General features: G+C 67.9%; 23 protein-coding genes and 1 pseudogene. 18 read left to right on the plus strand and 6 right to left on the minus strand.

The annotated features are described in order from the left end of the window. Positions 1–88 precede the first annotated feature (88 nt). The 6 genes from rpsM (at position 89) to truA (ending at position 4229) form a co-directional block, all read left to right on the plus strand. Positions 89–460 carry a 30S ribosomal protein S13 gene (gene rpsM, locus ACIHAX_RS11185; RefSeq protein ID WP_039795645.1) on the plus strand — a complete coding sequence of 124 codons (372 nt, stop codon included), beginning with the start codon at positions 89–91 and terminating at the stop codon, positions 458–460. 9 nt (positions 461–469) lie between these two features. Further along, complete coding sequence (gene rpsK / locus ACIHAX_RS11190) at positions 470–883, plus strand: 30S ribosomal protein S11 (RefSeq protein ID WP_039795647.1); 414 nt, start codon at positions 470–472, stop codon at positions 881–883. A gap of 20 nt (positions 884–903) precedes the next feature. Continuing rightward, the gene (rpsD, locus tag ACIHAX_RS11195) at positions 904–1509 is read left to right on the plus strand and encodes a 30S ribosomal protein S4 (RefSeq protein ID WP_355076205.1); all 606 of its coding nucleotides are present in this window, start codon (positions 904–906) and stop codon (positions 1507–1509) included. A 107-nt stretch (positions 1510–1616) separates the two neighbouring features. Beyond that, entirely contained in the window at positions 1617–2675 is a 1059-nt protein-coding gene (locus ACIHAX_RS11200) for a DNA-directed RNA polymerase subunit alpha (protein ID WP_039796155.1), read from the plus strand. 50 nt (positions 2676–2725) lie between these two features. Continuing rightward, positions 2726–3247: a 50S ribosomal protein L17 gene (rplQ, locus tag ACIHAX_RS11205; RefSeq protein ID WP_355076207.1), complete on the plus strand. Its 522-nt coding sequence runs from the start codon at positions 2726–2728 to the stop codon at positions 3245–3247. Positions 3248–3353: 106 nt separating this feature from the next. Continuing rightward, positions 3354–4229 carry a tRNA pseudouridine(38-40) synthase TruA gene (gene truA / locus ACIHAX_RS11210; RefSeq protein ID WP_397277110.1) on the plus strand — a complete coding sequence of 292 codons (876 nt, stop codon included), beginning with the start codon at positions 3354–3356 and terminating at the stop codon, positions 4227–4229. Positions 4230–4371: 142 nt separating this feature from the next. On the opposite strand, the pseudogene ACIHAX_RS11215 reads toward truA, so the two are convergent. Then, a pseudogene (locus ACIHAX_RS11215) lies at positions 4372–4809 on the minus strand (Hsp20/alpha crystallin family protein); the annotation flags it as partial. Positions 4810–4982: 173 nt separating this feature from the next. On the opposite strand from ACIHAX_RS11215, the gene ACIHAX_RS11220 reads away from it, so the two are divergent. The 5 genes from ACIHAX_RS11220 to ACIHAX_RS11240 all read left to right on the plus strand — a co-directional run bounded on the left by ACIHAX_RS11220 (position 4983) and on the right by ACIHAX_RS11240 (position 10592). Next, on the plus strand, positions 4983–5816 hold the full coding sequence (locus tag ACIHAX_RS11220) for an LLM class F420-dependent oxidoreductase (protein ID WP_355076209.1): 834 nt from the start codon (positions 4983–4985) through the stop codon (positions 5814–5816). A 284-nt stretch (positions 5817–6100) separates the two neighbouring features. After that, positions 6101–7504, plus strand: coding sequence for an MFS transporter (locus ACIHAX_RS11225; protein WP_355076211.1), 1404 nt, complete (start codon positions 6101–6103; stop codon positions 7502–7504). A gap of 46 nt (positions 7505–7550) precedes the next feature. After that, the gene (locus tag ACIHAX_RS11230) at positions 7551–8210 is read left to right on the plus strand and encodes a response regulator transcription factor (protein ID WP_355076213.1); all 660 of its coding nucleotides are present in this window, start codon (positions 7551–7553) and stop codon (positions 8208–8210) included. Positions 8211–8238: 28 nt separating this feature from the next. Beyond that, the gene (locus ACIHAX_RS11235; RefSeq protein WP_397277113.1) at positions 8239–9660 is read left to right on the plus strand and encodes a sensor histidine kinase; all 1422 of its coding nucleotides are present in this window, start codon (positions 8239–8241) and stop codon (positions 9658–9660) included. Further along, complete coding sequence (locus ACIHAX_RS11240; protein ID WP_364430885.1) at positions 9657–10592, plus strand: TAXI family TRAP transporter solute-binding subunit; 936 nt, start codon at positions 9657–9659, stop codon at positions 10590–10592. The genes ACIHAX_RS11235 and ACIHAX_RS11240 overlap by 4 nt, the downstream gene beginning before the upstream one ends. A gap of 5 nt (positions 10593–10597) precedes the next feature. Here ACIHAX_RS11240 and ACIHAX_RS11245 read toward each other — a convergent pair whose 3' ends face one another. Beyond that, the gene (locus ACIHAX_RS11245; protein WP_355076219.1) at positions 10598–10921 is read right to left on the minus strand and encodes a metal-sensitive transcriptional regulator; all 324 of its coding nucleotides are present in this window, start codon (positions 10919–10921) and stop codon (positions 10598–10600) included. A gap of 197 nt (positions 10922–11118) precedes the next feature. On the opposite strand from ACIHAX_RS11245, the gene ACIHAX_RS11250 reads away from it, so the two are divergent. Together ACIHAX_RS11250 and ACIHAX_RS11255 are read left to right on the plus strand one after the other, a co-directional pair. After that, positions 11119–11928: an S-methyl-5'-thioadenosine phosphorylase gene (locus tag ACIHAX_RS11250; protein WP_364430889.1), complete on the plus strand. Its 810-nt coding sequence runs from the start codon at positions 11119–11121 to the stop codon at positions 11926–11928. A 5-nt stretch (positions 11929–11933) separates the two neighbouring features. Beyond that, positions 11934–12923 carry an NAD-dependent epimerase/dehydratase family protein gene (locus ACIHAX_RS11255; protein WP_364430892.1) on the plus strand — a complete coding sequence of 330 codons (990 nt, stop codon included), beginning with the start codon at positions 11934–11936 and terminating at the stop codon, positions 12921–12923. 1 nt (position 12924) lies between these two features. Here the strand turns inward: ACIHAX_RS11255 and ACIHAX_RS11260 are convergent, their stop codons facing one another. After that, positions 12925–13110 (minus strand): hypothetical protein, encoded by a 186-nt coding sequence (locus ACIHAX_RS11260; protein ID WP_397277116.1) that lies wholly within the window; start codon positions 13108–13110, stop codon positions 12925–12927. A 201-nt stretch (positions 13111–13311) separates the two neighbouring features. Between ACIHAX_RS11260 and ACIHAX_RS11265 the strand changes: the two genes are divergently transcribed. Further along, positions 13312–13872, plus strand: coding sequence for an NAD(P)H-dependent oxidoreductase (locus ACIHAX_RS11265; protein WP_355076227.1), 561 nt, complete (start codon positions 13312–13314; stop codon positions 13870–13872). 15 nt (positions 13873–13887) lie between these two features. Here ACIHAX_RS11265 and eccE read toward each other — a convergent pair whose 3' ends face one another. Beyond that, complete coding sequence (gene eccE / locus ACIHAX_RS11270; RefSeq protein ID WP_364430899.1) at positions 13888–15531, minus strand: type VII secretion protein EccE; 1644 nt, start codon at positions 15529–15531, stop codon at positions 13888–13890. 112 nt (positions 15532–15643) lie between these two features. Between eccE and eccB the strand changes: the two genes are divergently transcribed. The 4 genes from eccB (at position 15644) to ACIHAX_RS11290 (ending at position 18455) form a co-directional block, all read left to right on the plus strand. Beyond that, entirely contained in the window at positions 15644–17128 is a 1485-nt protein-coding gene (eccB, locus tag ACIHAX_RS11275) for a type VII secretion protein EccB (RefSeq protein WP_397277119.1), read from the plus strand. Positions 17129–17570: 442 nt separating this feature from the next. Then, on the plus strand, positions 17571–17855 hold the full coding sequence (locus ACIHAX_RS11280) for a hypothetical protein (RefSeq protein WP_397277121.1): 285 nt from the start codon (positions 17571–17573) through the stop codon (positions 17853–17855). Positions 17856–17878: 23 nt separating this feature from the next. Next, complete coding sequence (locus ACIHAX_RS11285; protein ID WP_397277123.1) at positions 17879–18085, plus strand: hypothetical protein; 207 nt, start codon at positions 17879–17881, stop codon at positions 18083–18085. An 85-nt stretch (positions 18086–18170) separates the two neighbouring features. Further along, positions 18171–18455, plus strand: a complete 285-nt coding sequence (locus ACIHAX_RS11290; RefSeq protein WP_397277125.1) for a hypothetical protein — start codon at positions 18171–18173, stop codon at positions 18453–18455. Between the two features lie 150 nt (positions 18456–18605). Here ACIHAX_RS11290 and mycP read toward each other — a convergent pair whose 3' ends face one another. Both mycP and eccD read right to left on the minus strand, forming a co-directional pair. Continuing rightward, positions 18606–19964, minus strand: a complete 1359-nt coding sequence (mycP, locus tag ACIHAX_RS11295; protein WP_397277209.1) for a type VII secretion-associated serine protease mycosin — start codon at positions 19962–19964, stop codon at positions 18606–18608. 47 nt (positions 19965–20011) lie between these two features. Next, a complete protein-coding gene (gene eccD / locus ACIHAX_RS11300; protein WP_364430911.1) occupies positions 20012–21478 on the minus strand; it encodes a type VII secretion integral membrane protein EccD in 1467 nt (488 codons plus the stop codon). Between the last annotated feature and the right edge of the window lie 132 nt (positions 21479–21610).

Genomic DNA, 21610 nt, shown 5'->3' on the forward strand with positions numbered 1-21610 from the left:
GCCTACCACCGGTTCGGAGGCCGGTGCCCCGCCAAGACGAGGGGACGGACAGGGAGCAGACCTCCGCAACGATTAAGGAAACTGCCAGATGGCACGTCTCATGGGCGTCGACCTCCCGCGCGAGAAGCGCATGGAGATCGCACTGACCTACATTTTCGGCATTGGCCGTACCCGCTCCAAGGAGATCCTCGAGGCCACCGGCGTCAGCCCGGACCTGCGCTCGAAGGATCTCAGCGACGACGATCTGACGAAGCTGCGTGACTACATCGAGGCTTCGGAGTTCAAGGTCGAGGGTGACCTGCGCCGCGAGGTGCAGGCCGATATTCGCCGCAAGATCGAGATCGGCTGCTACCAGGGCCTGCGCCACCGTCGTGGCCTGCCCGTGCGTGGCCAGCGCACCAAGACCAACGCGCGCACCCGCAAGGGCCCGAAGCGCACCGTCGCCGGCAAGAAGAAGTAGGGATAACCGATGCCTCCGAAGAGTCGGGCCGCGGGCCCGAAGAAGACCCAGAAGTCGCGTCGCAGGGACAAGAAGAACGTCCCGCACGGCAACGCGCACATCAAGAGCACGTTCAACAACACGATCGTGTCGATCACCGACCCGAACGGCAACGTCATCTCCTGGGCGTCGTCGGGTCATGTCGGCTTCAAGGGCTCGCGCAAGTCGACCCCGTTCGCCGCGCAGCTCGCCGCCGAGAACGCCGCCCGCAAGGCGCAGGAACACGGTGTCAAGAAGGTCGACGTGTTCGTGAAGGGCCCCGGTTCGGGCCGCGAGACCGCGATCCGCTCGCTGCAGGCCGCCGGCCTCGAGGTGGGCACGATCTCCGATGTCACCCCGCAGCCGCACAACGGCTGCCGTCCGCCCAAGCGGCGTCGCGTCTAGCGGGAAAGGAATAACGAACAATGGCTCGTTACACAGGCCCTATCACCCGCAAGTCGCGTCGTCTGCGCGTCGACCTCGTCGGCGGCGACCAGGCGTTCGAGCGTCGCCCCTACCCGCCCGGCCAGCACGGCCGCGCGCGGATCAAGGAGAGCGAGTACCTGCTCCAGCTGCAGGAGAAGCAGAAGGCCCGCTTCTCCTACGGCGTCATGGAGAAGCAGTTCCGCCGGTACTACGAAGAGGCCAACCGCCTCAAGGGCAAGACCGGTGACAACCTGCTGCGTCTGCTCGAGACCCGCCTGGACAACGTCGTGTACCGCGCCGGTCTGGCCCGTACCCGCCGTCAGGCTCGTCAGCTGGTCTCGCACGGCCACTTCCTGGTGAACAACAAGAAGGTCGACGTTCCCAGCTTCCAGGTCACCCAGTACGACATCATCGATGTCAAGGAGAAGTCGCTGGGCACCCTGCCGTTCCAGGTGGCGCGTGAGACCGTCGGCGACCGTCCGGTTCCGGGCTGGCTGCAGGTGCTCCCCGGCCGGCTGCGGATCCTGGTCCACCAGTTGCCCGAGCGCGCCCAGATCGATGTGCCGCTGCAGGAACAGCTGATCGTCGAGTACTACTCGAAGTAAGACTTGGCACAACGTGCCGCTGGTGCGTGGCCGCCCCGATGGGCGGCCAGGCACAACCCCTGAGACGAGGCGTCAAATAGCGGGCGCCCAAAAGGAGGATGATCCACATGCTGATTTCACAGCGTCCGACGCTGACCGAAGAGGTCGTCGCCGAGAACCGCTCGAAGTTCACCATCGAACCGCTCGAGCCGGGCTTCGGTTATACCCTCGGCAACTCGCTGCGGCGTACCCTGCTGTCCTCGATTCCGGGGGCGGCGGTCACGAGCATCCGCATCGACGGCGTCCTGCACGAGTTCACCACCGTTCCGGGCGTGAAGGAGGATGTCACCGACATCATCCTGAACCTCAAGGGCCTGGTCGTGTCCTCCGAGGAGGACGAGCCGGTCACGATGTACGTGCGCAAGCAGGGTCCGGGCACCGTCACCGCCGGTGACATCGTCCCGCCCAGCGGCGTGGTGGTGCACAACCCGGACATGCACATCGCGACCCTGAACGACAAGGGCAAGCTGGAGATCGAGCTCGTCGTCGAGCGCGGTCGCGGCTACGTCCCGGCCGTGCAGAACAAGGCGTCCGGCGCGGAAATCGGCCGGATTCCGGTGGATTCGATCTACTCGCCGGTGCTGAAGGTGACCTACAAGGTCGAGGCGACCCGCGTCGAGCAGCGCACCGACTTCGACCGGCTCATCCTGGACGTGGAGACCAAGAACTCCATCAGCGCGCGGGACGCGCTCGCCTCGGCGGGCAAGACCCTGGTCGAGCTCTTCGGCCTGGCCCGTGAGCTGAACGTCGAAGCAGAGGGCATCGAGATCGGCCCCTCGCCGGCCGAGGCGGATCACATCGCCTCGTTCGGCCTGCCGATCGAGGATCTGGACCTCACCGTCCGGTCCTACAACTGCCTCAAGCGCGAGGGTGTGCACACCGTCGGCGAACTGGTCGCCCGCACCGAGTCGGATCTGCTGGACATTCGCAACTTCGGTCAGAAGTCCATCGACGAGGTCAAGGTCAAGCTGCACGCGCTCGGCCTCTCGCTGAAGGACAGCCCCGCGTCGTTCGATCCGTCCAGCGTGGTCGGCTACGACGCGAGCACCGGCACGTGGAGCGACAGCGGCACGTTCAGCGACACCGACGGCGGCGAGCAGGACTACGCCGAGACCGAACAGCTCTAGGCCGCCGGGGTAGGCGCCCCGGCCCGGCCTCATACAAGGAGAACACCACAATGCCCAAGCCCAAGAAGGGTGCCCGCTTCGGCGGGTCGGCGTCGCACCAGAAGGCGATCTTCGCCAATCTGGCCACGGCGCTCTTCGAGCACGGCCGGATCACCACCACCGAGGCCAAGGCCAAGGCCGTGCGTCCCTACGCGGAGAAGCTGATCACCAAGGCGAAGGGCGGCACCCTGGCCGACCGTCGCGAGGTGCTGAAGGTGATCCGCAACAAGGATGTCGTGCACGAGCTCTTCGCGGAGATCGGCCCGTCGTTCGAGGGGCGCGAGGGTGGCTACACCCGCATCACCAAGACGCTGCCGCGCAAGGGTGACAACGCGCCGATGGCGATCATCGAGCTGGTTCGCGAGAAGACCGTGACCAACGAGGCCGATCGCGCCCGTCGCGTGGCCGCCTCGAAGAAGGCGGAGGAGGCTCCGGCCGCCGAGGTCGTCGAGGAGGAGGCCGACGAGGCCGTCGCCGAGACCGCCGAGGCTCCGGCTGCCGACGAGGCCGCCGAGGACAAGAAGGACGCCTGACGCTTCGCGTCGGAGTTCGCGCACGAGCCCGCCACCCGCACTGGGTCGGCGGGCTCGTGCGTTTCGACCAGAGGATCATGTGACCGTGGAGGAATCGGTGGGATCGATGTCGGGTCGACCGGGCGAGGACGCACCGGGCGTGCCCGGTATCGACGTGCCACGCACCCGGGTGCGGTTGGACATCGCCTATGACGGCACGGATTTCGTCGGCTGGGCGCGTCAGCCTGGTCTGCGCACCGTGCAGGGGGTGCTGGAGGACGCGCTGAGCAAGGTGTTCCGCGAGCCGATCCAGCTGACCGTGGCGGGCCGTACGGACGCGGGCGTGCACGCCGAGGGGCAGGTCACGCATTTCGACACCGCCGGTGAACTGGACGCGGCGAAACTGGTGCACCGGATGGCGCGCTTCCTGCCGAAGGACGTGCGGATCAGGCACGCGCGCCCGGCCGCGCCGGAGTTCGACGCCCGGTTCTCCGCCATCCGCCGCCATTACGCCTACCGGCTGACCACCGCGCCGTACGGTGCGGAGCCGCTCCAGGCCCGCAGCGTGGTCGCCTGCCGATCCGGCGTCGATGTCGACGCGATGCGGGCGGCTTCGCGAAAGTTGCTCGGGCTGCACAACTTCGCCGCCTTCTGCCGCCGCAGGGAGGGTGCGACGACGGTACGGGAGCTGCAGCGGTTCGACTGGGTGCGCGATGGTGACCTGCTGATCGCCTACGTCAGCGCGGACGCGTTCTGCTGGTCGATGGTCCGCAGTCTGGTCGGTGCGGTCCTCGCCGTCGGCGAAGGGCGGCGGACGCCGGAATGGGTGGCCGATCTGTTGCGGGAGACCGAGCGCTCCAGTTCGGTGACCGTCGCTCCCGCACATGGTTTGAGCTTGATAGGCGTGGACTACCCGGCCGACGAGGAACTCGCGGCCCGCAACGCGCAGACGCGGGAGATGCGGTCGGTTCCGGTACCTGGCGGAGGCTGCTGCGGCGAGTGAGAATGTCCGCGCACTACCCGCACCCGTGCTCGGGTGCGGGTAGCGGACGCGGTCACTTCGATGACCGCGGGTATTGCTGCTGCGACTGTGCCGACTGCTGAGCCTGCTCCTGCTGGGTCGGCGACATCGGTGTGGACCGGCCGGATTGCGCTTCGATGGTCCTCGGTTCGTGCGACGCCCCGGAAATCTGGATGCGGCGCGGCTTCGCACGCTCCGCGATGGGGATCGTCACCGACAGCACGCCGTTGTTGTAGGTCGCGCTGATGTTCTCGACGTCGACGTTCTCGCCGAGGGACATCTGGCGCATGAAGGTGCCCGCGAAACGTTCCGAGGCGATCCACTGGACGCCTTCTTCGCTCGGCACGGTGCGTTGCGCCCGCAAGGTGAGCGTGCCGTTGTCGACGCTGACGTCGATCGAGCCGGGGTCGACGCCGGGCAGATCCGCGTTCAGAACGTAGTGATCTCCCGCTTTGAACAGATCCATCGGCATGAATCGCGGTGCGCGACCGGTTCCGGCAGTCTCACCGAGCAGTTGGCGGGCAACGGTGTCGATGTCATGGAATGGATCGAATCGAAGCACAGCAATCACCTCCATCTCCTAGTGGTGGCGCCGGCCAGGCGCCGGGCGCCGATAGCTGTGCAATAGCCACAGTAGCCCTCGGTAATCGGGACGGCATCGACCCGACAGGGCCGTCCTGGCAGTGCACGGGCCCGGCCGGAATAGCGCCCTCCTGGCGTGTGTTGGGTCGGGACATGGCATTCGACAGTCTCGGACGGTTCGGAGTGTGGCGGGCGTACAACGGGTTCAGCCCGGAAGACGCGCGAGAATTGGAGCGGCTTGGATACGGCGCGCTCTGGCTGGGGGCTTCGCCTCCGGCGGATCTGGCGACGGTCGAACCGCTGCTGGAGGCGACCGAAACGATCACCGTCGCCACCAGCATCGTGAACATCTGGGCGGCGCCCGCGAAGGAGGTGGCCGACTCGTTCCACCGGATCGAGGCCCGCTTCCCGGGCCGGTTCCTGCTCGGCATCGGTGCGGGACACCCGGAGCACACCGGTGAGTACCGCAAGCCGTACGACGCGCTTGTCGAGTATCTCGACGACCTCGACGCCGCGGGAGTACCCGCCGAACGTCGCGCGGTGGCCGCACTCGGCCCGCGCGTGCTGAAGCTGGCCGCCGAGCGGTCGCTGGGCGCGCTGCCCTATTTCGTGCCCGCGGCGCACACCGCGAAGGCCCGCGAGATCGTCGGCCCGGACGCGCTGCTGGCGACCGAGCACAAGGTGGTGCTGACCGACGACGCCGGCACGGCGCACGCGGTCGCCGATGAGACCGTCAAGTTCTATGTCGGCCTGACCAACTACGCGTCGAACCTGCGCCGATTCGGTTTCACCGACGCCGACCTCACCGTGCCGCCGAGCGAGGCGCTGTTCGACGCCGTCATCGCGCACGGCACGCCGGAGCGGATCGCCGCCCAGCTGTCCGAACACGCCGACGCGGGCGCCGACCACGTCGCGGTGCAGATCCTCGGCGACAACTACCTCCCGGCTCTGCGCACCCTCGCTCCGCTGCTCACCGGGCGATCCTGACCGCCCGTCTCCGGCCCCCGGCGCTGCGCACCTTTACTGCGCTGTTGACCGCGGGATCCTGACCGTCCGTCTCCGGCCCCCGGCGCTGTGTACCTTTGCTGTGCTGTTGACCGCGGGATCCTGACCATCCGTCTCCGGCCCCCGGCGCTGCGCCGGGGGCCGGTTTTGTTTCCGGCGATCGTCCTAAGGGACTGTTAGGAAGCTTCGAGAGCCATTTCGCGCGCGTGTGACTGTCGACACACTGATCTGCGACGACGTGATGAGGCGTCGGAGAAGGAGATGTTGTGACTACGACACAGCCCGTCGGCGAGCGCCGGGTGGTCGCGAATGTTCTGCGCGGATCCATCGGCAATCTCGTCGAGTGGTACGACTGGTATGTCTACGCCGCGTTCAGCGTGTACTTCGCGAAGACGTTCTTCCCGAAGGACGATCCGACCGCGCAACTGTTGTCCACCGCCGCCGTGTTCGCGGTCGGCTTCCTGATGCGCCCGATCGGCGGGTGGGCACTGGGTCGGTACGCCGACCGGTTCGGCAGGCGCTCGGCCCTGACCCTGTCGGTGACCGTGATGGCCGCCGGTTCGCTGATGATCGCGGCGACGCCGGGTTACCAGACCATCGGCCTGGCCGCTCCGGCTCTGTTGCTGGTCGCCCGGCTGCTGCAGGGGTTGTCGGTCGGCGGTGAATACGCCACCAGTGCGACGTATCTGTCCGAGGTGGCCTCGGCGGGCAGGCGCGGGTTCTACTCGAGCTTCCAATACGTGACCTTGGTGGCAGGACAGCTCGTCGCGCTCGGGGTGCAGATCGTGCTGCAACAGTTCCTCGACGCCGGCCAGATGAACGCCTGGGGCTGGCGGATCCCGTTCGTGATCGGCGCCGCCGGTGCGCTGATCGTGATGTGGTTGCGGCGCGGCATGGACGAGTCCGAGCAGTTCCGCGCCGAATCCGGACAGCGGCCGAAGAAGACCGCGGCGACGGCCGCCGAGGTGCGGGAATCGCGTGGCTCCCTGCGGATCCTGTTGCAGTACCCCCGCGAATGCCTGCTGGTCGTCGGGTTGACGCTGGGCGGAACGGTCGCGTTCTACACGTACACGACCTACATGCAGAAGTTCATGATCAACACCTCCGGCATCTCCAAGTCGACCGTGGCGTGGATCAACTTCATCGCGCTGCTGGTCTTCGTGGTGCTGCAACCGCTGGCGGGGGCGCTGTCGGACCGGATCGGCCGACGCAAGCTGCTCATCTTCTTCGGCGTGGCGGGCACCTTGCTGACCGTGCCGATCATGACGGTGCTCGCACGCACCACCAATCCGGTCGCCGCGTGGGGTCTGATGATGGCGGCGCTGGTGATCATCACGGGATACACCTCGATCAACGCGATCGTGAAGGCCGAGCTGTTCCCGACGAAGATCCGCGCGCTCGGCGTAGGGCTGCCCTATGCCTTGACCGTCGCGATCTTCGGCGGCACCGCCGAGACGATCGCGCTCGCGCTGAAGAAGGGCGGCCACGAGTCGCTGTACTTCTGGTATGTCGCAGGCTGCATCGCCGTCTCGCTGATCACCTACTACTTCATGCGGGAGACCTCGGCCTCGTCGGCGATCGACGCGGCCGAGCCCACCGCGAGCGCCGACACCGGGTCCGGCGCCGCGGGGGCCGAGCCGGGTCGGCCGATGGTCACCGTGCGTGACTGACCGACCGGCACACGCGCCGGTCCGCCCACTGTGGGAGGATCGGCGCGTGCGGCTTGCGGTGGTCGAGGACGACGACGGCGTGGGAGACGCGCTGGTCGAGGCACTCAACGTCCGTGGCTACCGCGCCGAACGCAAGCGCCGCGGCGCGGATCTGCTGATCGCGCACCGCGACTACGACGCGGTGATTCTGGATCTCGGACTGCCCGACGGCGACGGTCTGCAGGTGTTGCGGCGACTGCGCGAGGTGAGTTCGGTTCCGGTGCTGATCCTGACCGCGCGCAGTGACGAACGCTCGATCGTGCGAGGCTTGCGCGGTGGCGCCGACGACTATCTGGTGAAGCCGCCGCGCATCGCGGAACTCGTCGCGCGGCTGGAGACGGTCACCAGGCGGGCGGCCGCGGCGGCGCGACAGGCGCAGTCGGTGATCGTCACCGGTGACGTGCGGGTCGATCTCGGCGCCCGCGTTGTCGAGGTGGCCGGGGAGCCGGTGTCGCTGACTCAGAAGGAATTCGAGCTGGTCGAGGCGCTGGTGGAACGGCCGGGGGCCGCGGTGAGCCGTCAGCAGTTGATGGACCGCATCTGGGGTGACGCCTTCGTCGCGGTCTCGCGTTCGCTGGACGTGCACATGACGGGCTTGCGGGCGAAACTCAACCGGCCCGGCCTGATCACCACCATCCGCGGGTACGGGTATCGGTGGGGGCAGTGAGCGCGGTCCGGCGGGCCGGAGGTGTGCCATGCGGCGTCGCTTGCTGGTCGCGCTGACACTGTTCGCGGCCATCGCGGTGCTGGCGTTCGCGGTCCCGCTGTCGCTGACCATCGCCACCAGCCGCACCCAGCAGCTGGTGCTCGCGCGCTCGGGGGACGCCGACCGCTTCGCCACCCTCGCCGACAACGCGGTCACCGCGGGGGACAGCCGTGCGCTGGCCGACGAGGTGCTGCGCTATCACGAGCTGTACGGCGAGAACGTGCTCGTGGTCGACGCCAGGGGTGCGCCGACGGTGAACGCGGGCGCGGACATGGACGATCCCGGCATCGTCGCGGCGGTGGCGGCCGCGCGCCGCAATCAGCGTCCGCACGCGGTGGACAAGCTGACGCCGTGGGGCGCGCCGAGCATGCTGGTCGCGCGGCCGGTCGGCACCGGCGTGCAGGTGAACGGGGCCGTGGTGATCGAGGCGTCGACGGCCCGTGCTCGCGGTGATATCGCGCGGGACTGGGCGGTGATCGTGCTCGGCGGCGTGGTCGCGATGGCGCTGTTCGTGCTGCTGGCGGTGACGATCGGCCGCTGGGTGCTGCGGCCGCTCGCGGCGCTGTCGCACGGTGTGGCGGAGTTGACCGCGACGCTGCCCAAGCCGCGCGCCGACACCGTCGCGCCGGTATCGATCGCGGGCCGCTACGGCGGGCCGCCGGAGATGCGGGCGCTGGCCGAGTCGTTCGACGCGATGGCGCTGGCCGTGGCCGATTCGGCGGACGCGCAGCGCCAGCTGGTCGCCGACACCGCACACGCGATGCGCAATCCACTGGCCGCCCTGACCATTCGCCTCGATTCCCTGGAACCAGCGATCCCGGCGAGCGCGGCGAGCATCTTCCACAACGCTGGCGCCGAGGTGGAGCGGCTCACCGCGTTGCTCGACGGCTTGCTCAGCTTGGCCGTCGCCGAGACCCCGGCGGCATTCGACGTCGCCCGCACGGCCGAGGGCGACGACCAGTGCGACGCCGTGCAAGTGATCGCCGACCGATTCGACGCCTGGTGCTCGGCATTCGAGGCGGCCGGACAGCGATTGCGCGTGGCGGCCGTGGCCGGGCCCGCCGACGTCGCGGTCCCGGCCGACGTGCTCGCGCAGATGCTCGACGTACCGCTGAGCAACGCGACACGCTATGCGGGCGCGGGCGCGAACATCGATCTGGTCGTCGCGACCGAGCCGGGCTGGGTCACGGTGACCGTCCGCGACGACGGCAGCGGTGTTCCTCCCGCTGAGCTCGACAAGCTGACCACCCGTTTCTTCCGCGGTTCGGCCGCGGGGGCCGGTGGCTCCGGGCTGGGCCTGCCGATCGCCGCCGCATTGGCGCAGGCGCGCGGCGGCGTGCTCACCGTGGCCGCGGTGCGTCCGCATGGTCTGGCGGTCTCGGTGCGCCTACCCGAGGCGGAGGCCCGATGACCGGCCGGGAGCCGATCGTCCGGCGCGGCGTCGGTCGGCGCGGCTTCCTCGCGTTGGCCGTCGCGGCGGGGCTCGCGGGTTGTGGGCCGGGCGGCCGGGGCGCCACCGCGCGGCTGGCGTCCGGCGAGGTCGGCGGCTTCTATCACGCCTTCGCGGGGTTGCTCGGCCTCGCCGCCGAAAACGCCGGGGGTGTGCGGATCGAGCGGGTCACCACCTCGGGTTCGCAGGACAATCTGGCGTTGCTGGCGCGCGGTGAGGTCGATGCCGCGCTCGCGCTCGCGGATTCGGTGCGCGACAGCGCCGATCAGGTGTTCGCGCTGGGCCGGGTGTACGAGAACTACCTGCAGTTGGTCGTGCGGGCGGACAGCCCGATCGGTTCGGTCGCGGATCTGCGGGGAACGCGGGTGAGTCTGGGCGCGGAGGGATCGGGCGCGGCCTTGACCGGCGCACGGATATTGCGCGTCGCGGGGCTCGACCCGAGCGCCGACGTCGCGATCGCCCATCGCCCCTTGGCGCAAGCGGTGGCCGCCCTGACCGCTGGCGACGTGGACGCGCTGTTGTGGGCGGGCGGCGTGCCGACGGCACGGCTCGCGGTGCCGAGCCGGATGCGGCTCGTGGACATGGGCGAACTGGCCGCGCCGATGCGGGACCGGTTCGGGCCGGTATACGACCGGGTGGCGATCCCCGCGGATGCCTATCCGGGCGGGGTCTCGGTGCACACCATCGGGGTGGCGAATCTCTTGCTGGCCGCGGGCAGTATGTCCGAGGAGGTGGCCGCGGCCATCGTCGAACTACTGGTGTGGCACGCCGACGCGCTGGTGCCCACCGAGGCGGCGGGCACCCAATTCCTCGACGGCCGGTCGCTGATCAGCACCGGCCCGATTCCGCTGCACCCGGGAGCTGCCGCGGTCTATCGCCGCTGGCACGGATAGTTCCGTCAGGACCTGACCAAGCGGGCGATGGCGTCGGTCGCTTCCTTGATCTTGGCCTCGGCCTCCGGGCCACCCGCGACGGCCGCGTCCACGACGCAGTGGCTGATGTGATCCTCCAGCAGGCCCATCGCGACCGCTTGCAGGGCTTTGGTCATGGCGGACACCTGAGTGAGGATGTCGATGCAGTACTTCTCCTCCTCGACCATCCGCTGCAGACCGCGCGCTTGACCCTCGATGCGCCGCAGCCGCTTGAGGTAGTCGTCCTTGGCGGTGATGTAGCCGTGCGCGGCGTGGTCGGCCGCCGTGTGGTCGTGGGGGGAAGCTGCCACCGATGTCTCCTCGCTGCCTGCCGGTCGCCGGAACCGGATCAATACCCCCCTAGGGTACAGTTCCGGGGGCGTCTTGTCAGGTCGGGCCGCATGGTGCGGCAGACCCCGCCCGGTCGGAACGGTCCGTGTTCCGCCGGAAAGCAGGGTAACGCGGATCCCGGCGCGCGACGGCCACCCGGGGACGAGACAATTGAGGTATGAGTTCGCACCCCCGGCCCGCGCTCGCCGTCATCGGCGGCAGCGGCTTCTACGATTTCTTCGACAACGAGGCGACCATCGTCGAGGTCGACACCCCCTATGGTGCACCGAGCGCGGGCATCGCCGTCGGAGAGGTGGAGGGGCGGCCGGTGGCGTTCCTGCCGCGCCACGGCAAGAACCACGAATTCGCGCCGCACACCTTGCCCTACCGGGCCAATCTGTGGGCCCTGCGTTCGCTGGGCGTGCGCCGTATCTTCGCGCCTTGTGCCGTCGGCAGCCTGCGGGCGGACTGGGGCCCCGGCACGGTCGCGGTGCCCGATCAGCTGGTCGACCGGACCTCCGGTCGTCCGCAGACCTACTTCGACGGCGGCGGCATCCACGTGTCCTTCGCCGACCCGTACTGCGAGGAACTGCGGGCCGCGGCCATCAAGGCCGAGTCCGACGAACTGCACATGATGCACGCGGCCACGATGGTCGTGGTCGAGGGTCCGCGCTTCTCCACCCGCGCCGAGAGCCGGTGGTTCGCCGCCCAGGGCTGGGAGCTGGTGAACATGACCGGCCACCCGGAGGCGGTGCTCGCCCGCGAACTCGAGATGTGCTACGCCGCCGTCGCCCTCGTCACCGATCTGGACGCCGGTCTGGAGGAGGGCGAGGGGGTGCGCGCCGTCGACGTCTTCGCCGAGTTCAAGCGAAACCTCGTGCCCTTCAAGGAGCTCGTCCGCCGCGCGGTGGCCGCGGTCGACGGCACCGACACCTGCGACAAGTGCCGTGTCCACGCGGACGTGTCGCTGCCGTTCGAATTGCCCTGAGTCCGATGCGGGTGCTGGTCACCGGAGCGGCCGGGTTCCTCGGCGGGCACCTGCGCCGTGCGCTGCTCGCCACGGGACACCAGGTGACCGGGGTGGACCTGCTTCGCGACCACGGGCCGGACGCACGACCACCGGAAGAGATCGAGCGGGTGGACGTGCGCGACGCCGAAGGGCTCGCACCCCTCTTGGACGGAGTGGACGTGGTCTGCCACTTCGCGGGTGTCACCGCGGGCGCGCTGGCCGCCGACTTCGCCTCGCACAACGATGTCGGGACCGCCGTGCTGCTCGGTGCCATGGAGCGGGCGCGAGTCGGCCGCTTGGTGCTCGCCTCGTCCGTCGCGGTCTACGGCGAAGGCCGCTATCGCGGCGTGCAGAGCGGCCCGTTCTTCCCCAACCTGCGTCGCAGGGCCGACCTCGACCGAGGCATGTTCGATCATCGCGCTCCGCACACCGGCGAGATCTTGACGTGGGAGCCGGTCGGCGAGGACGCGCCACTGCGTCCGCGCGGTCCCTATGCGGCGAGCAAAGTCGCGCAAGAGAATTACGCGCTCGCCTGGGGATTGGCGACCGGTGGTGCGGTGACCGCCCTGCGAATGCACAACGTGTACGGCGCGGGAGCGCGGGCCGGGCTGGTGGGGTGGTTGCACGCCGAGCTGGCACAGGGCCGCGCGCCGCAGGTGTTCGAAGACGGCGGACAGATCCGGGATTTCGTGCACGTGCGCGACGCGGTCGCGGCCACCGTCGCGGCGGTCGAGCGTTCGCTGCCCGGTTTCGTCGCGCTGAACATCGCCTCGGGGCAGCCGATCACGGTGTGGGAAGTGGCCTCGATCATGTCGCGCGCCCGCAGTGGCCCCGCGCCGGTGGTAACCGGCCGATACCGCATCGGCGACGTCCGGCATTTCGTCGCGGACCCGGAAAAGGCGAGACGGGTATTGGATTTCACCGCCTCGGTGGCGCCGGCGCAGGGTCTGGCCGAGTTCGCGGCCACCGACTGAATCAGGCACCCGGATCGCCGGATGCGCCTCGGTGCGGCGCGAATGCCTCCGCGTGGGCGTTCGACCATTGCTCGAAGTTGCGCGGAGGCCGACCGGTCACCTGCTCGACGGTCGGACAGAGCGTCGCCTCATCCAGCCTGCCCGCCACGAAGAAACCGAGAAACGCGTCGACGTACTCCCGCGGCATGGTGGCGGCCAGCTGCCTCGGTCTCGTCGTCGAGTTCGCGCGCCACCAGTGGTCGGTTCAGCACCGTGGCGAGTGCCGCGACCTGCTCCGCCGGTCGCGGGGTATCCGGTGTTCCTGGTATCGGGCACTCGTGAACGGCGGGAGATGCTCTGGAGCGCGCCGGTACGCGGGGGCGGGAGGAGTCCGAGTTAGGCTCGCGCGGTGGATACCCCGTTGCGGCTCGAGGTCATCGTGGCCAGTGTGCGTCCGGAGCGGTTCGCGCCGGTGGTCGCGGACTGGTTTCTACGTACCGTGCGCGCTCGTCCCGAATTCGATGTCGGCGTGATCGATCTCGCGCATACGCCGTTGCCGGTCGAACTCACCGACAACGAGGAGACCGCGGCCTATCGCACGCGATTGCGGGACGCGGACGCGTTCGTCGTCGTCACTTCGGAGTACAACCACGGTTATCCGGCATCGCTGAAGACGGCGTTCGACACCGCGAAGCACGAGTGGCGCGCGAAGCCCATCGCTTTCGTCTCCTACGGCGGCCTTTCCGGTGGCTTGCGTGCGGTGGAGCAGTTGCGGCAAGTGGTCGCCGAGATCCATATGGTGTCGGTTCGCGAGACGGTCAGTTTCCACCAGGCAAAGAAGCGGTTCGACGAGACAGGCGACACCCGCGACGGGGCGGCCATCGACGCCGCGGAACGAATGTTGCGTCAATTGGCCTGGTGGGCACGTACTTTGCGAGCAGCTCGGACGGCCGATCCGTACCCCGGTTAGCGCTATCGCGCTCGCTTACTGCGGTTGCATCGCGCGTCGGCCGCGCGGCTGACCGATGTAGGTCGCCTCGCTCGGGATGGACACCAGCGTCAGGTCGACCTGTGCCGTGCCGGTGCGCAGCACCACGTGGTTGCCGATCGCGCCGGGCTGGTGGATGGCCAGGTCGGGGCGGGCGGCGGGCCAGCCCATCGGATCGCCCGTGACGTAGATGGTGGTGACGCCCGCGTGCGGGGCAGGCGCGAGCACCCCGTCCACCACCGTGGCGGTGAATCCCGCGTCGGACTGGTGGGTTTCGATCGCGATGGTCAGCCGCTCCGGATTGCCGATGGTGGTGACCAGGTTCTCCCAGGCCCGTGCTCGGTCGGTGCGGATGAGGATCCGTTCGCCGACCGCGAGCGCCCGGAAAACCAGCTGCTGCGCCAGGTACAGCTCGCCGGCGACATACACCGTGGAGATGCCCGCGCCGACGATGCGAGCCGCCACGCCGTTGCCTTCGTCATCGGAACCGATCAGCTGGCCGCAGCCGGAGGAGGGCAGGTGCAGATCGTCGACGATGTCGATCAGGTGCTCGATCATCGGAATGGTGTCGTCCACGCCGGGAACCGCGAGCGGCAGGTGGGCCAGCAGCCCGTCGCGGTGGCGTCCGTTCATCGAGATCATGCCCGGCAGCTCGGAGCGTTCGGGCAGTTCCCGTGCGGTCAGCCGCCAGGCGGCGCCGATGCTCACCGAGTCGGCGGAACTGCCGGGGCGCAACCGAACCGCCACCGTCGTGCCGCGTGATGGGGCCACCCAGAGCTGGGCGAGCAGGTCCGATTCGAGTCGCTTGGGATCCAAGGCGCTGCCGATGTTCACGCTGTTGCCGATTTCCGCGTAGCGCCAGCTGTGTTCGAGCGTGCGCGGATCGTAGCCGCCGGTGATCTGCAGGACCGCCTTGCGGATCTCGGGCGCGGTGAGGATGCGCGCGTTGCAGTCGGCATCCTCGAGCGTGCGCATGATGCGCTGGGTGGCGATGGTGACCGCGCGCGACGCGCCTTCGGCTCCGCCGCCGCGCCGGTCGGTGGCCTCCGGGCAGGCCACCGCGTCGAAACCGATCGCCAGCCACACCGTGCGGTGCGCGGTGGCGGGCAGCGGGCCCAGCAGCGATTCGTAGATCTTGCCCGCGGGCGTGCCGGAACGGCTGCGATGCCCGTGGCTGATGATGTCGATGCCGCTGAGCAGGATGTCGTGCTGGTTCAAGCATTTCGCCAGCTCCGCCAGCGGAAGCAGGTGCGAGGCGTGCACCGTGGTGCGGGCGATCCTGGTCAGCCCGCCGGGGGGAGGCAGTACCTCGACCACCGTCACCACGCGGCTGCCGTCCCAGTACAGGCCGAGCGAGCGACCATCGGCGCCGCGGAAATCGACGGTGTCGCCGAGTTCGTAGTCCCGGTGCGTGAGATAGCGCCACCAGGTCGCGATCCAGTCCAGCACAGTGCGTCCGGCGACCGGAATCAGCGGAATGAGCGCGACGACCACCGCCACGCCGAGCGTGGGAAGCCCCGGCAAACCGGCGAACAGTGCGACGACCGCGGCGATCAGCCCGATGATCTGGGCGATCAGCAGGTTCCGCATCGAGACGCGCCCGAAAAGCGGTCGTGGTCCCGCACCGGCCGGTTCCGCCATCGTCGTCCCCCAAGTACCCGATATCGGCCGGTTCGCCGCGGCCGAGCTGAACAACAGTCCCCGGGAACTGTACTGTGTTCGGCGAACGCGAGCACTGTTCGGGGGAGGAATAATGGCTTCGAAACCCACCACTCGCTGGCAGGTCAGCGGTTACCGCTTTCTGGTCCGGCGGATGGAGCACGCCTTGGTGCGCAGGGATGTGCGAATGCTGCACGACCCCATGCGTTCCCAGTCCCGCGCGTACGCGGCCGGTCTGATCCTGGCGTGTGTCGCACTGGCCGGATGCGGCGTGCTCGCGTTGCTGCGCCCGCAGGGCAAAGTCGGCGATGACAACAAGATCCTGATCGGCAAGGATTCCGGTGCCGTCTACGCGGTGATCGATAACGTGGTGCACCCGTCTCTCAACCTCGCCTCGGCCCGCCTGGCCGTGGGTGAGGCCGCCAAGCCCGCGACCGTGAAGGAGTCCGAACTCGGGAAGAAGCCGCGCGGCCAATTGATCGGCATCCCAGGCGCTCCCAGCTCGCTGCCCTTCGACAAGGAGGGGAAGGGGCGCGCGTGGACGGTGTGCGACACCCTGCAGCTCGACGGCACCAACAAGGCAACCACTTCGGTGCTCATCGGGGACCTGGAACTCGGCGCCAAGGCTTCCGCAATGGAGTCGGGTAACGCTCTGCTCGTCAAGGGCAAGGACGCCACCTACCTCGTTTACGACAACAAGCGCGCCCGCGTCGACATGAACAACAACGCGGTGACCGAGGCGCTGGGCATTCGCAATGTGGCACCGCGGCCGATCAGCGAAGGCTTGCTCAATGCGATACCCGAGGTGCAGCGAATCGAAGTGCCGCACATCGACGATCGAGGCGCGCAGCCGACATACACCATCGGTGATCATCGGATCGGCGAGGTGGTGCAAGATGCCGCGACGAAGCAGTATTTCGTGGTGCTGCACGATGGCAGGCAGGAAATCTCGCAGCTGACCGCCAACATCATTCTCAACTCCGACCCGGCGGCGGGCCGCAATCCGACGATCGTCCCGTACGAGAAGACCTATTCGCCCATATCGACGACGCTGCCGGTGAAGGACTATCCGGCCACCGCGCCCGCGCTCGTGCAGATCAAGGATCGGCCAGTCGCTTGTCTGTCGTGGAAGCCGATCGCTGCCGCGGAGGGCGGTGGTGGCAATCATGCCGAGCTTTCGCTGATCACCGGCGTGAGTCTGCCGATGCGGGAGGACGCTCGCCTGGTGCCGCTGGCCCAAGCCGACGGTGACGGCCCCAACGTGGACTCGGTCTACTTCAAGCCAGGTTCCGGCGCCTTCGTTCAGGGCACCGGCATCGAGCCGGACAGTCAGCGCAAGGACAGCATGTTCTACGTCGCCGATACCGGCGTCCGCTACGGCATCAAGGATGCGGAGGCGGTCAAAGCGCTCGGCATGAGTTCGGATTCCGGCGTGCGGCAACCCGAACCGGCGCCATGGCCCATCGTCGGCCTGCTTGCCTCCGGGCCGACTCTCAGCCGTCAGGACGCGATGGTGGCTCACGACGGCGTCGCGCCGGACGCCAATCCGGCGAAAGCTCTTGTGAAGAACCAGAATTGAGTTCCGCCCACCCGTATCAGCTGTTGGTGGCGCTTCCGGTAACCACAGATCCGGCGAGGGGGAGTCTCACCGTAGGTACCCCGATGCTCTCCCGCGCGTGTGGGCTGGCTGGGGCCCGCGTGGCTGCGTTGGCTGAACTGGACCGCTAGCGGAAAAAGTTTGAAGATCGATGGAACCGATCTGCGATTGGGCGCGTCTATAGACAGTGACAGGCAAGATGTGGGATGGGGTTGCTGTGAGTGACACGAGCGCTATCGGTTTCGGCTCGCGCAATCTGCAGGCGCACGCACGTGCGGTCTCCGACAGGCGTCGGCACCGAATTCCGCATCAAGAGCCTGAGAGCGGAGGTTTGCACCCCCGACTCGAAACCGCATGAAATGCGGGTTGGCATCGCGCACGGAGTGCGATGTCGTTGCGTTCCACAATCAGGAGGGGAAGTCACATGCCATACACTCGCCAGTCGATCGCTGCAGGCGCAATTTTGCTCGCCGCCTTCGGTGCAGGTGCTGTCGGTGCATCGCCTATGGCGGCAGCGTCTCCGGTTTCTGTGGCTATCAAGGAAGCGCCGTCAGCGGCTCAGCTGTCTCGTGAAGAGCAAGAGGCGATTGATAACAAGAACGCGGGTCGTCCCTACGACCAGGCGGCGTACAACCGTGCAATGCAGAAGATCAAGCAGGCCGAAAAGTACAACGGGGACAGGAATAAGCAGAAGCGCAACCGTCGATAGCCCGAGATCTAAAGGAGAACGCCATGGCGGGCATGCAATATCAAATAAACCATTTCTCGCAGTCCAACCCGGCCGGTCAAGGCCAAGAAGACGTTGCGAAATTGCTTCGTACGGTCGCAGCTTCGATCGAGGAACTCGGAGACGTCTCCATCCAGGATCTTGTCCTGCACAACGAGATCACTTCCGATGGCGTATGGCCCTCGATCACCGTCTACTATAGCGGCGCGTAGGTCAGGATTCGCATTCCGTAAGTATCTATGGACCCATATGGGTCACTTGTGTTTAAGCTGATCTGTACGAAAATTAAGGAATAAGATGAATATCAGGCGTATGGTCGGTGTTTGCGTAATGGCGGTCTTGAGCGCTGGCTTGACCGGAATGGCAGGTGCTGCCAACGCGGACCCCGTCACGGCTGACGGCATGTCCAAGTCGCACTGCGAGCAGGTCAAGGACGAGTTGAGCCGCAATGATCCCGAGAATAAGGCCGAGCGACGGCGTAAGAATGAGGAGCCGATGTCGACATCTCCATCGTGGGCGCCCTTCTACAGCTGTAAGCAGGGGCGGAACGGGTACTATGTCGACAAAATATATGTCGGCTGAGAAAGTTTCGGGCACCGCAATCTCTGCAGCCTTGGTCTTCGCGCCCGGCGTCACCTACGACTGCCAGCCGCAGTAGGAGGTGTTCTGACAATTGTGGCCCCGTCGAACGACGGGGCCACAACCGTTCCGTCATGTGGTTCCGAGTCTTTCTCAGTTGTCCTCACGGACCCCGAATCTGCGGCGGATCGGGAACGAGGCGAGTAGGCCCAAGATCAGCAATGTCGCGACGCTGCCGCTGCCGATCAGCGCCACATCCCGGGCGCGATTGTCCGGTGGTGGGGCCGGTGACGGGACCGGCAACCGCACGCTCAGGGCATCGGCCGGTCGTTTCGGCGGAAGAGTTCGAGGGATTTCGGCGGTGAGGGCGGCTATCGGATCTATCGCGCCGTAGCCGACGGAGGGATTCCAGCCTTCACCTGGCGCGTGCGCCGTCGCCTCGATGCGTTTGATCACGTCGAGGGCTCTGAGCTCGGGGAAACGAGCGCGGACCAGGGCGACAACTCCGGAAACATACGGCGCGGCGAAGCTCGTCCCCTTGAGTGGAGAGAGACTCTGGTTGACGTATTTTCCTGTTATCGTGCCGGTTCCGCGCGGATCCAGCGAGACGATGTCCTCACCCGGTGCGGCCACGCCGACCCAGGGACCTGGAACGGTGAAACTCGACGGTAGGCCGTTCTGGTCGATCGATCCAACGGACAGGACGTAATCGTCGTAGCGCGCGGGCGTGACGTTGGTGGTTACGTTGTTCCACGGATCACCGGTTGGATTCAGCGGATCGATCCCGGGATTGCTCGCCTTGCAGTTGTCATCGGTATTGCCCGCCGCGGCCACCACGACGGCGTCCATTTCAAGGGTCGCGTACCGCACAGCTGCGCCGACCGCGCCGTCGCTGAAGCTCACGCCACTGGGCATGCAGGATACGAGCGAAATATTGATGACCGAAGCGTGCCGGTCGGCGGCGCGTCGGATCGCGGCGGCGAGTGCATTGACGTTGCCGTATCCCTTGGGCGGATCTTCCGGCTTTCTATCCTGCCGGTTCGCGTAGTCGTACAGCGCGCTGGTCTGGCGAATCGACAGGATCCGCGCTTCAGGTGCCACACCCGAGAATCCCTGTCCCGCCTGTGGCTTCGCGGCGATGATGCCGGCGACGACGGTGCCATGCGCATCGCAGTCCTCGCTGACCCCGTCGCCGCCGTCGGCCACGAAGTCGCCGCCCGCCTCCAGATCGGGCAGGCGGGGATGACGAGCGACGCCGGTGTCGATCACCGCGACGAGCTGGCCTTCGCCTCGGGAGAACTCCCATGCGTGCGCCAGGTCGAGCGAGCGCTGTGGAGCGGGAGGGGTGGGACCCTCGCCGCCCTGCTGGGTTGAATAGCAGGGCGTGTTGCCCGGGCGCTCGGTCTTGTCCGGCGGCCGTGCTGGATCCCCGGCGGGCAATTGGCCGGGATCCACCGGCGGCGGACGGTCGGCGTAGGCGATGCCCTGGCTAGCACCCACTCCGCACGACATGCTCAAAGAGAGCACCGCTGCGGCCGCACCGGTGCGCAGTGCCCGGTTCACAGCCCGCGAACGATGGCGTAGAGGTCCGCCACCCAGAAGACCAATGGCAGGACTGTGGCGACGAATGTGTACTCGAGCAGTTCGACGCCGCGGCGCATCGGTGGGGTGGCCGACTGGTTCGGGATGATGATGCCGAGGATCAGCGCCGCGATCAGGACCACCATCGCCGCGCCGAACACGGCCAGCGGCTGGTGCATCGCGAAACCGGCGCCGACCAACATGATCAGCACGATGCCCGCGCCACCGGAGATGAGAACGACGGCCTGTTCCGCGCCCGCGTAGGTGCGGCTGCGGAACATCAGCACCACGGCGCAGACCAGGGCGAGCGCGATGCCCGGCCAGTACGGGTCGTCGGACGCCGGGTCGGTGGCGCCGAGCGCGCCGACGACGGTGACCAGCGTGGTCGCCGCCACCAGGCCCGCGAGGTACATGCGGGCGCGTTCCGACTTCACCCGCAGCACCTCCATGGTCGGCAGCGCGCGGTGATCGTCCGGGTCGTCCTCGGTCGGATCGATGGGTGTGCCCGGCGAAGGCACCGGTGGCAGTGGCAATTTCGCCAGCAGCATGGAGACTCGCGGGGCCAGGGACAGGCCGCCGAGCCCGAGCGCCGCCGCGCCGGCGCCGATCGCCCGCTCCGGCTGGTCGGTGAGCAGGCCGACCAGCGCCGCGGGCACCGCGTAGGTGGCGAGCGCGGCCCCGCCGATGAACAACGCGAGCCCGACGCCGGTGACCCGCCACGCCAGAATCGCCGTCGCCCCGGCCAGGACCGATCCGAGCAGGATGTGCGCCCAGCCGTAATCGTCCGGCACGTAGAGCATTCCCGCGCTGAACGCCGCGGGCAGCGCGCAGCCGCCGAGCACAAGCGCGGTGCCGTTGTCGCCGTACATCCTGCTCAGCACCATCGCGGTGACGACGAGCAGGATCGCGACCACCAGCGCGATCGAACCGCCGACCCCGATCGGCAGCGAGCCGGGGGACAGCAGCAGCCCGAGACAGCCGACGATCATGGTGAGCGCCGCGAGCACCGAGCCGGTGATCCGCGCGACCCGAGGGGTCCAGCTGCGGTAATGGTCGGCGTCGGCGATCGCGACGTTGTACATGATGTCGTCGAACAGCGGTGTCGGCGCGGTGTGCGAAGCGCTCTCCAGCATCAGCAGTTCGCCGTCGCGGACGCCGTGCTCGCCGAGGCTGAGCGAGTTGGAGAACGGCGGATGGCCGATCCGGGCGAGCACCCACTCCGCGGGCTCGTAGCGCTCGCCCTCGTTGTCGAAGTCGTTGGAGCGGCTGTGCTGGGCGACCATGTCGACCACGCTCGGAATCACCAGCGCGACCGGCACGTCGACCGGTATGGCCATGTCGACCTGAGTGTGCTTGGCCAGAATCGTCACCCGGGCGAGGTCGGGGGCGCGGACGATCCCGCGCGAGGATTCTTCGTCGATGTGGTCAAGTCGCGCGTGCGTCAAGCTTCCCCCAACTCGGTCTTCTACCTCGTGATTCCACGACTCGGCGGGCCGGGGGCGAGCTTGCGAACCCTCGGTCCGGGCAGCAGAATGCTGGTCGAACTGTACGACATGTCGGCTGTGACCTCTACACTG

This window comes from Nocardia sp. NPDC051929, from assembly GCF_044548645.1.
In the GTDB taxonomy this organism is placed as follows: domain Bacteria; phylum Actinomycetota; class Actinomycetes; order Mycobacteriales; family Mycobacteriaceae; genus Nocardia; species Nocardia sichangensis.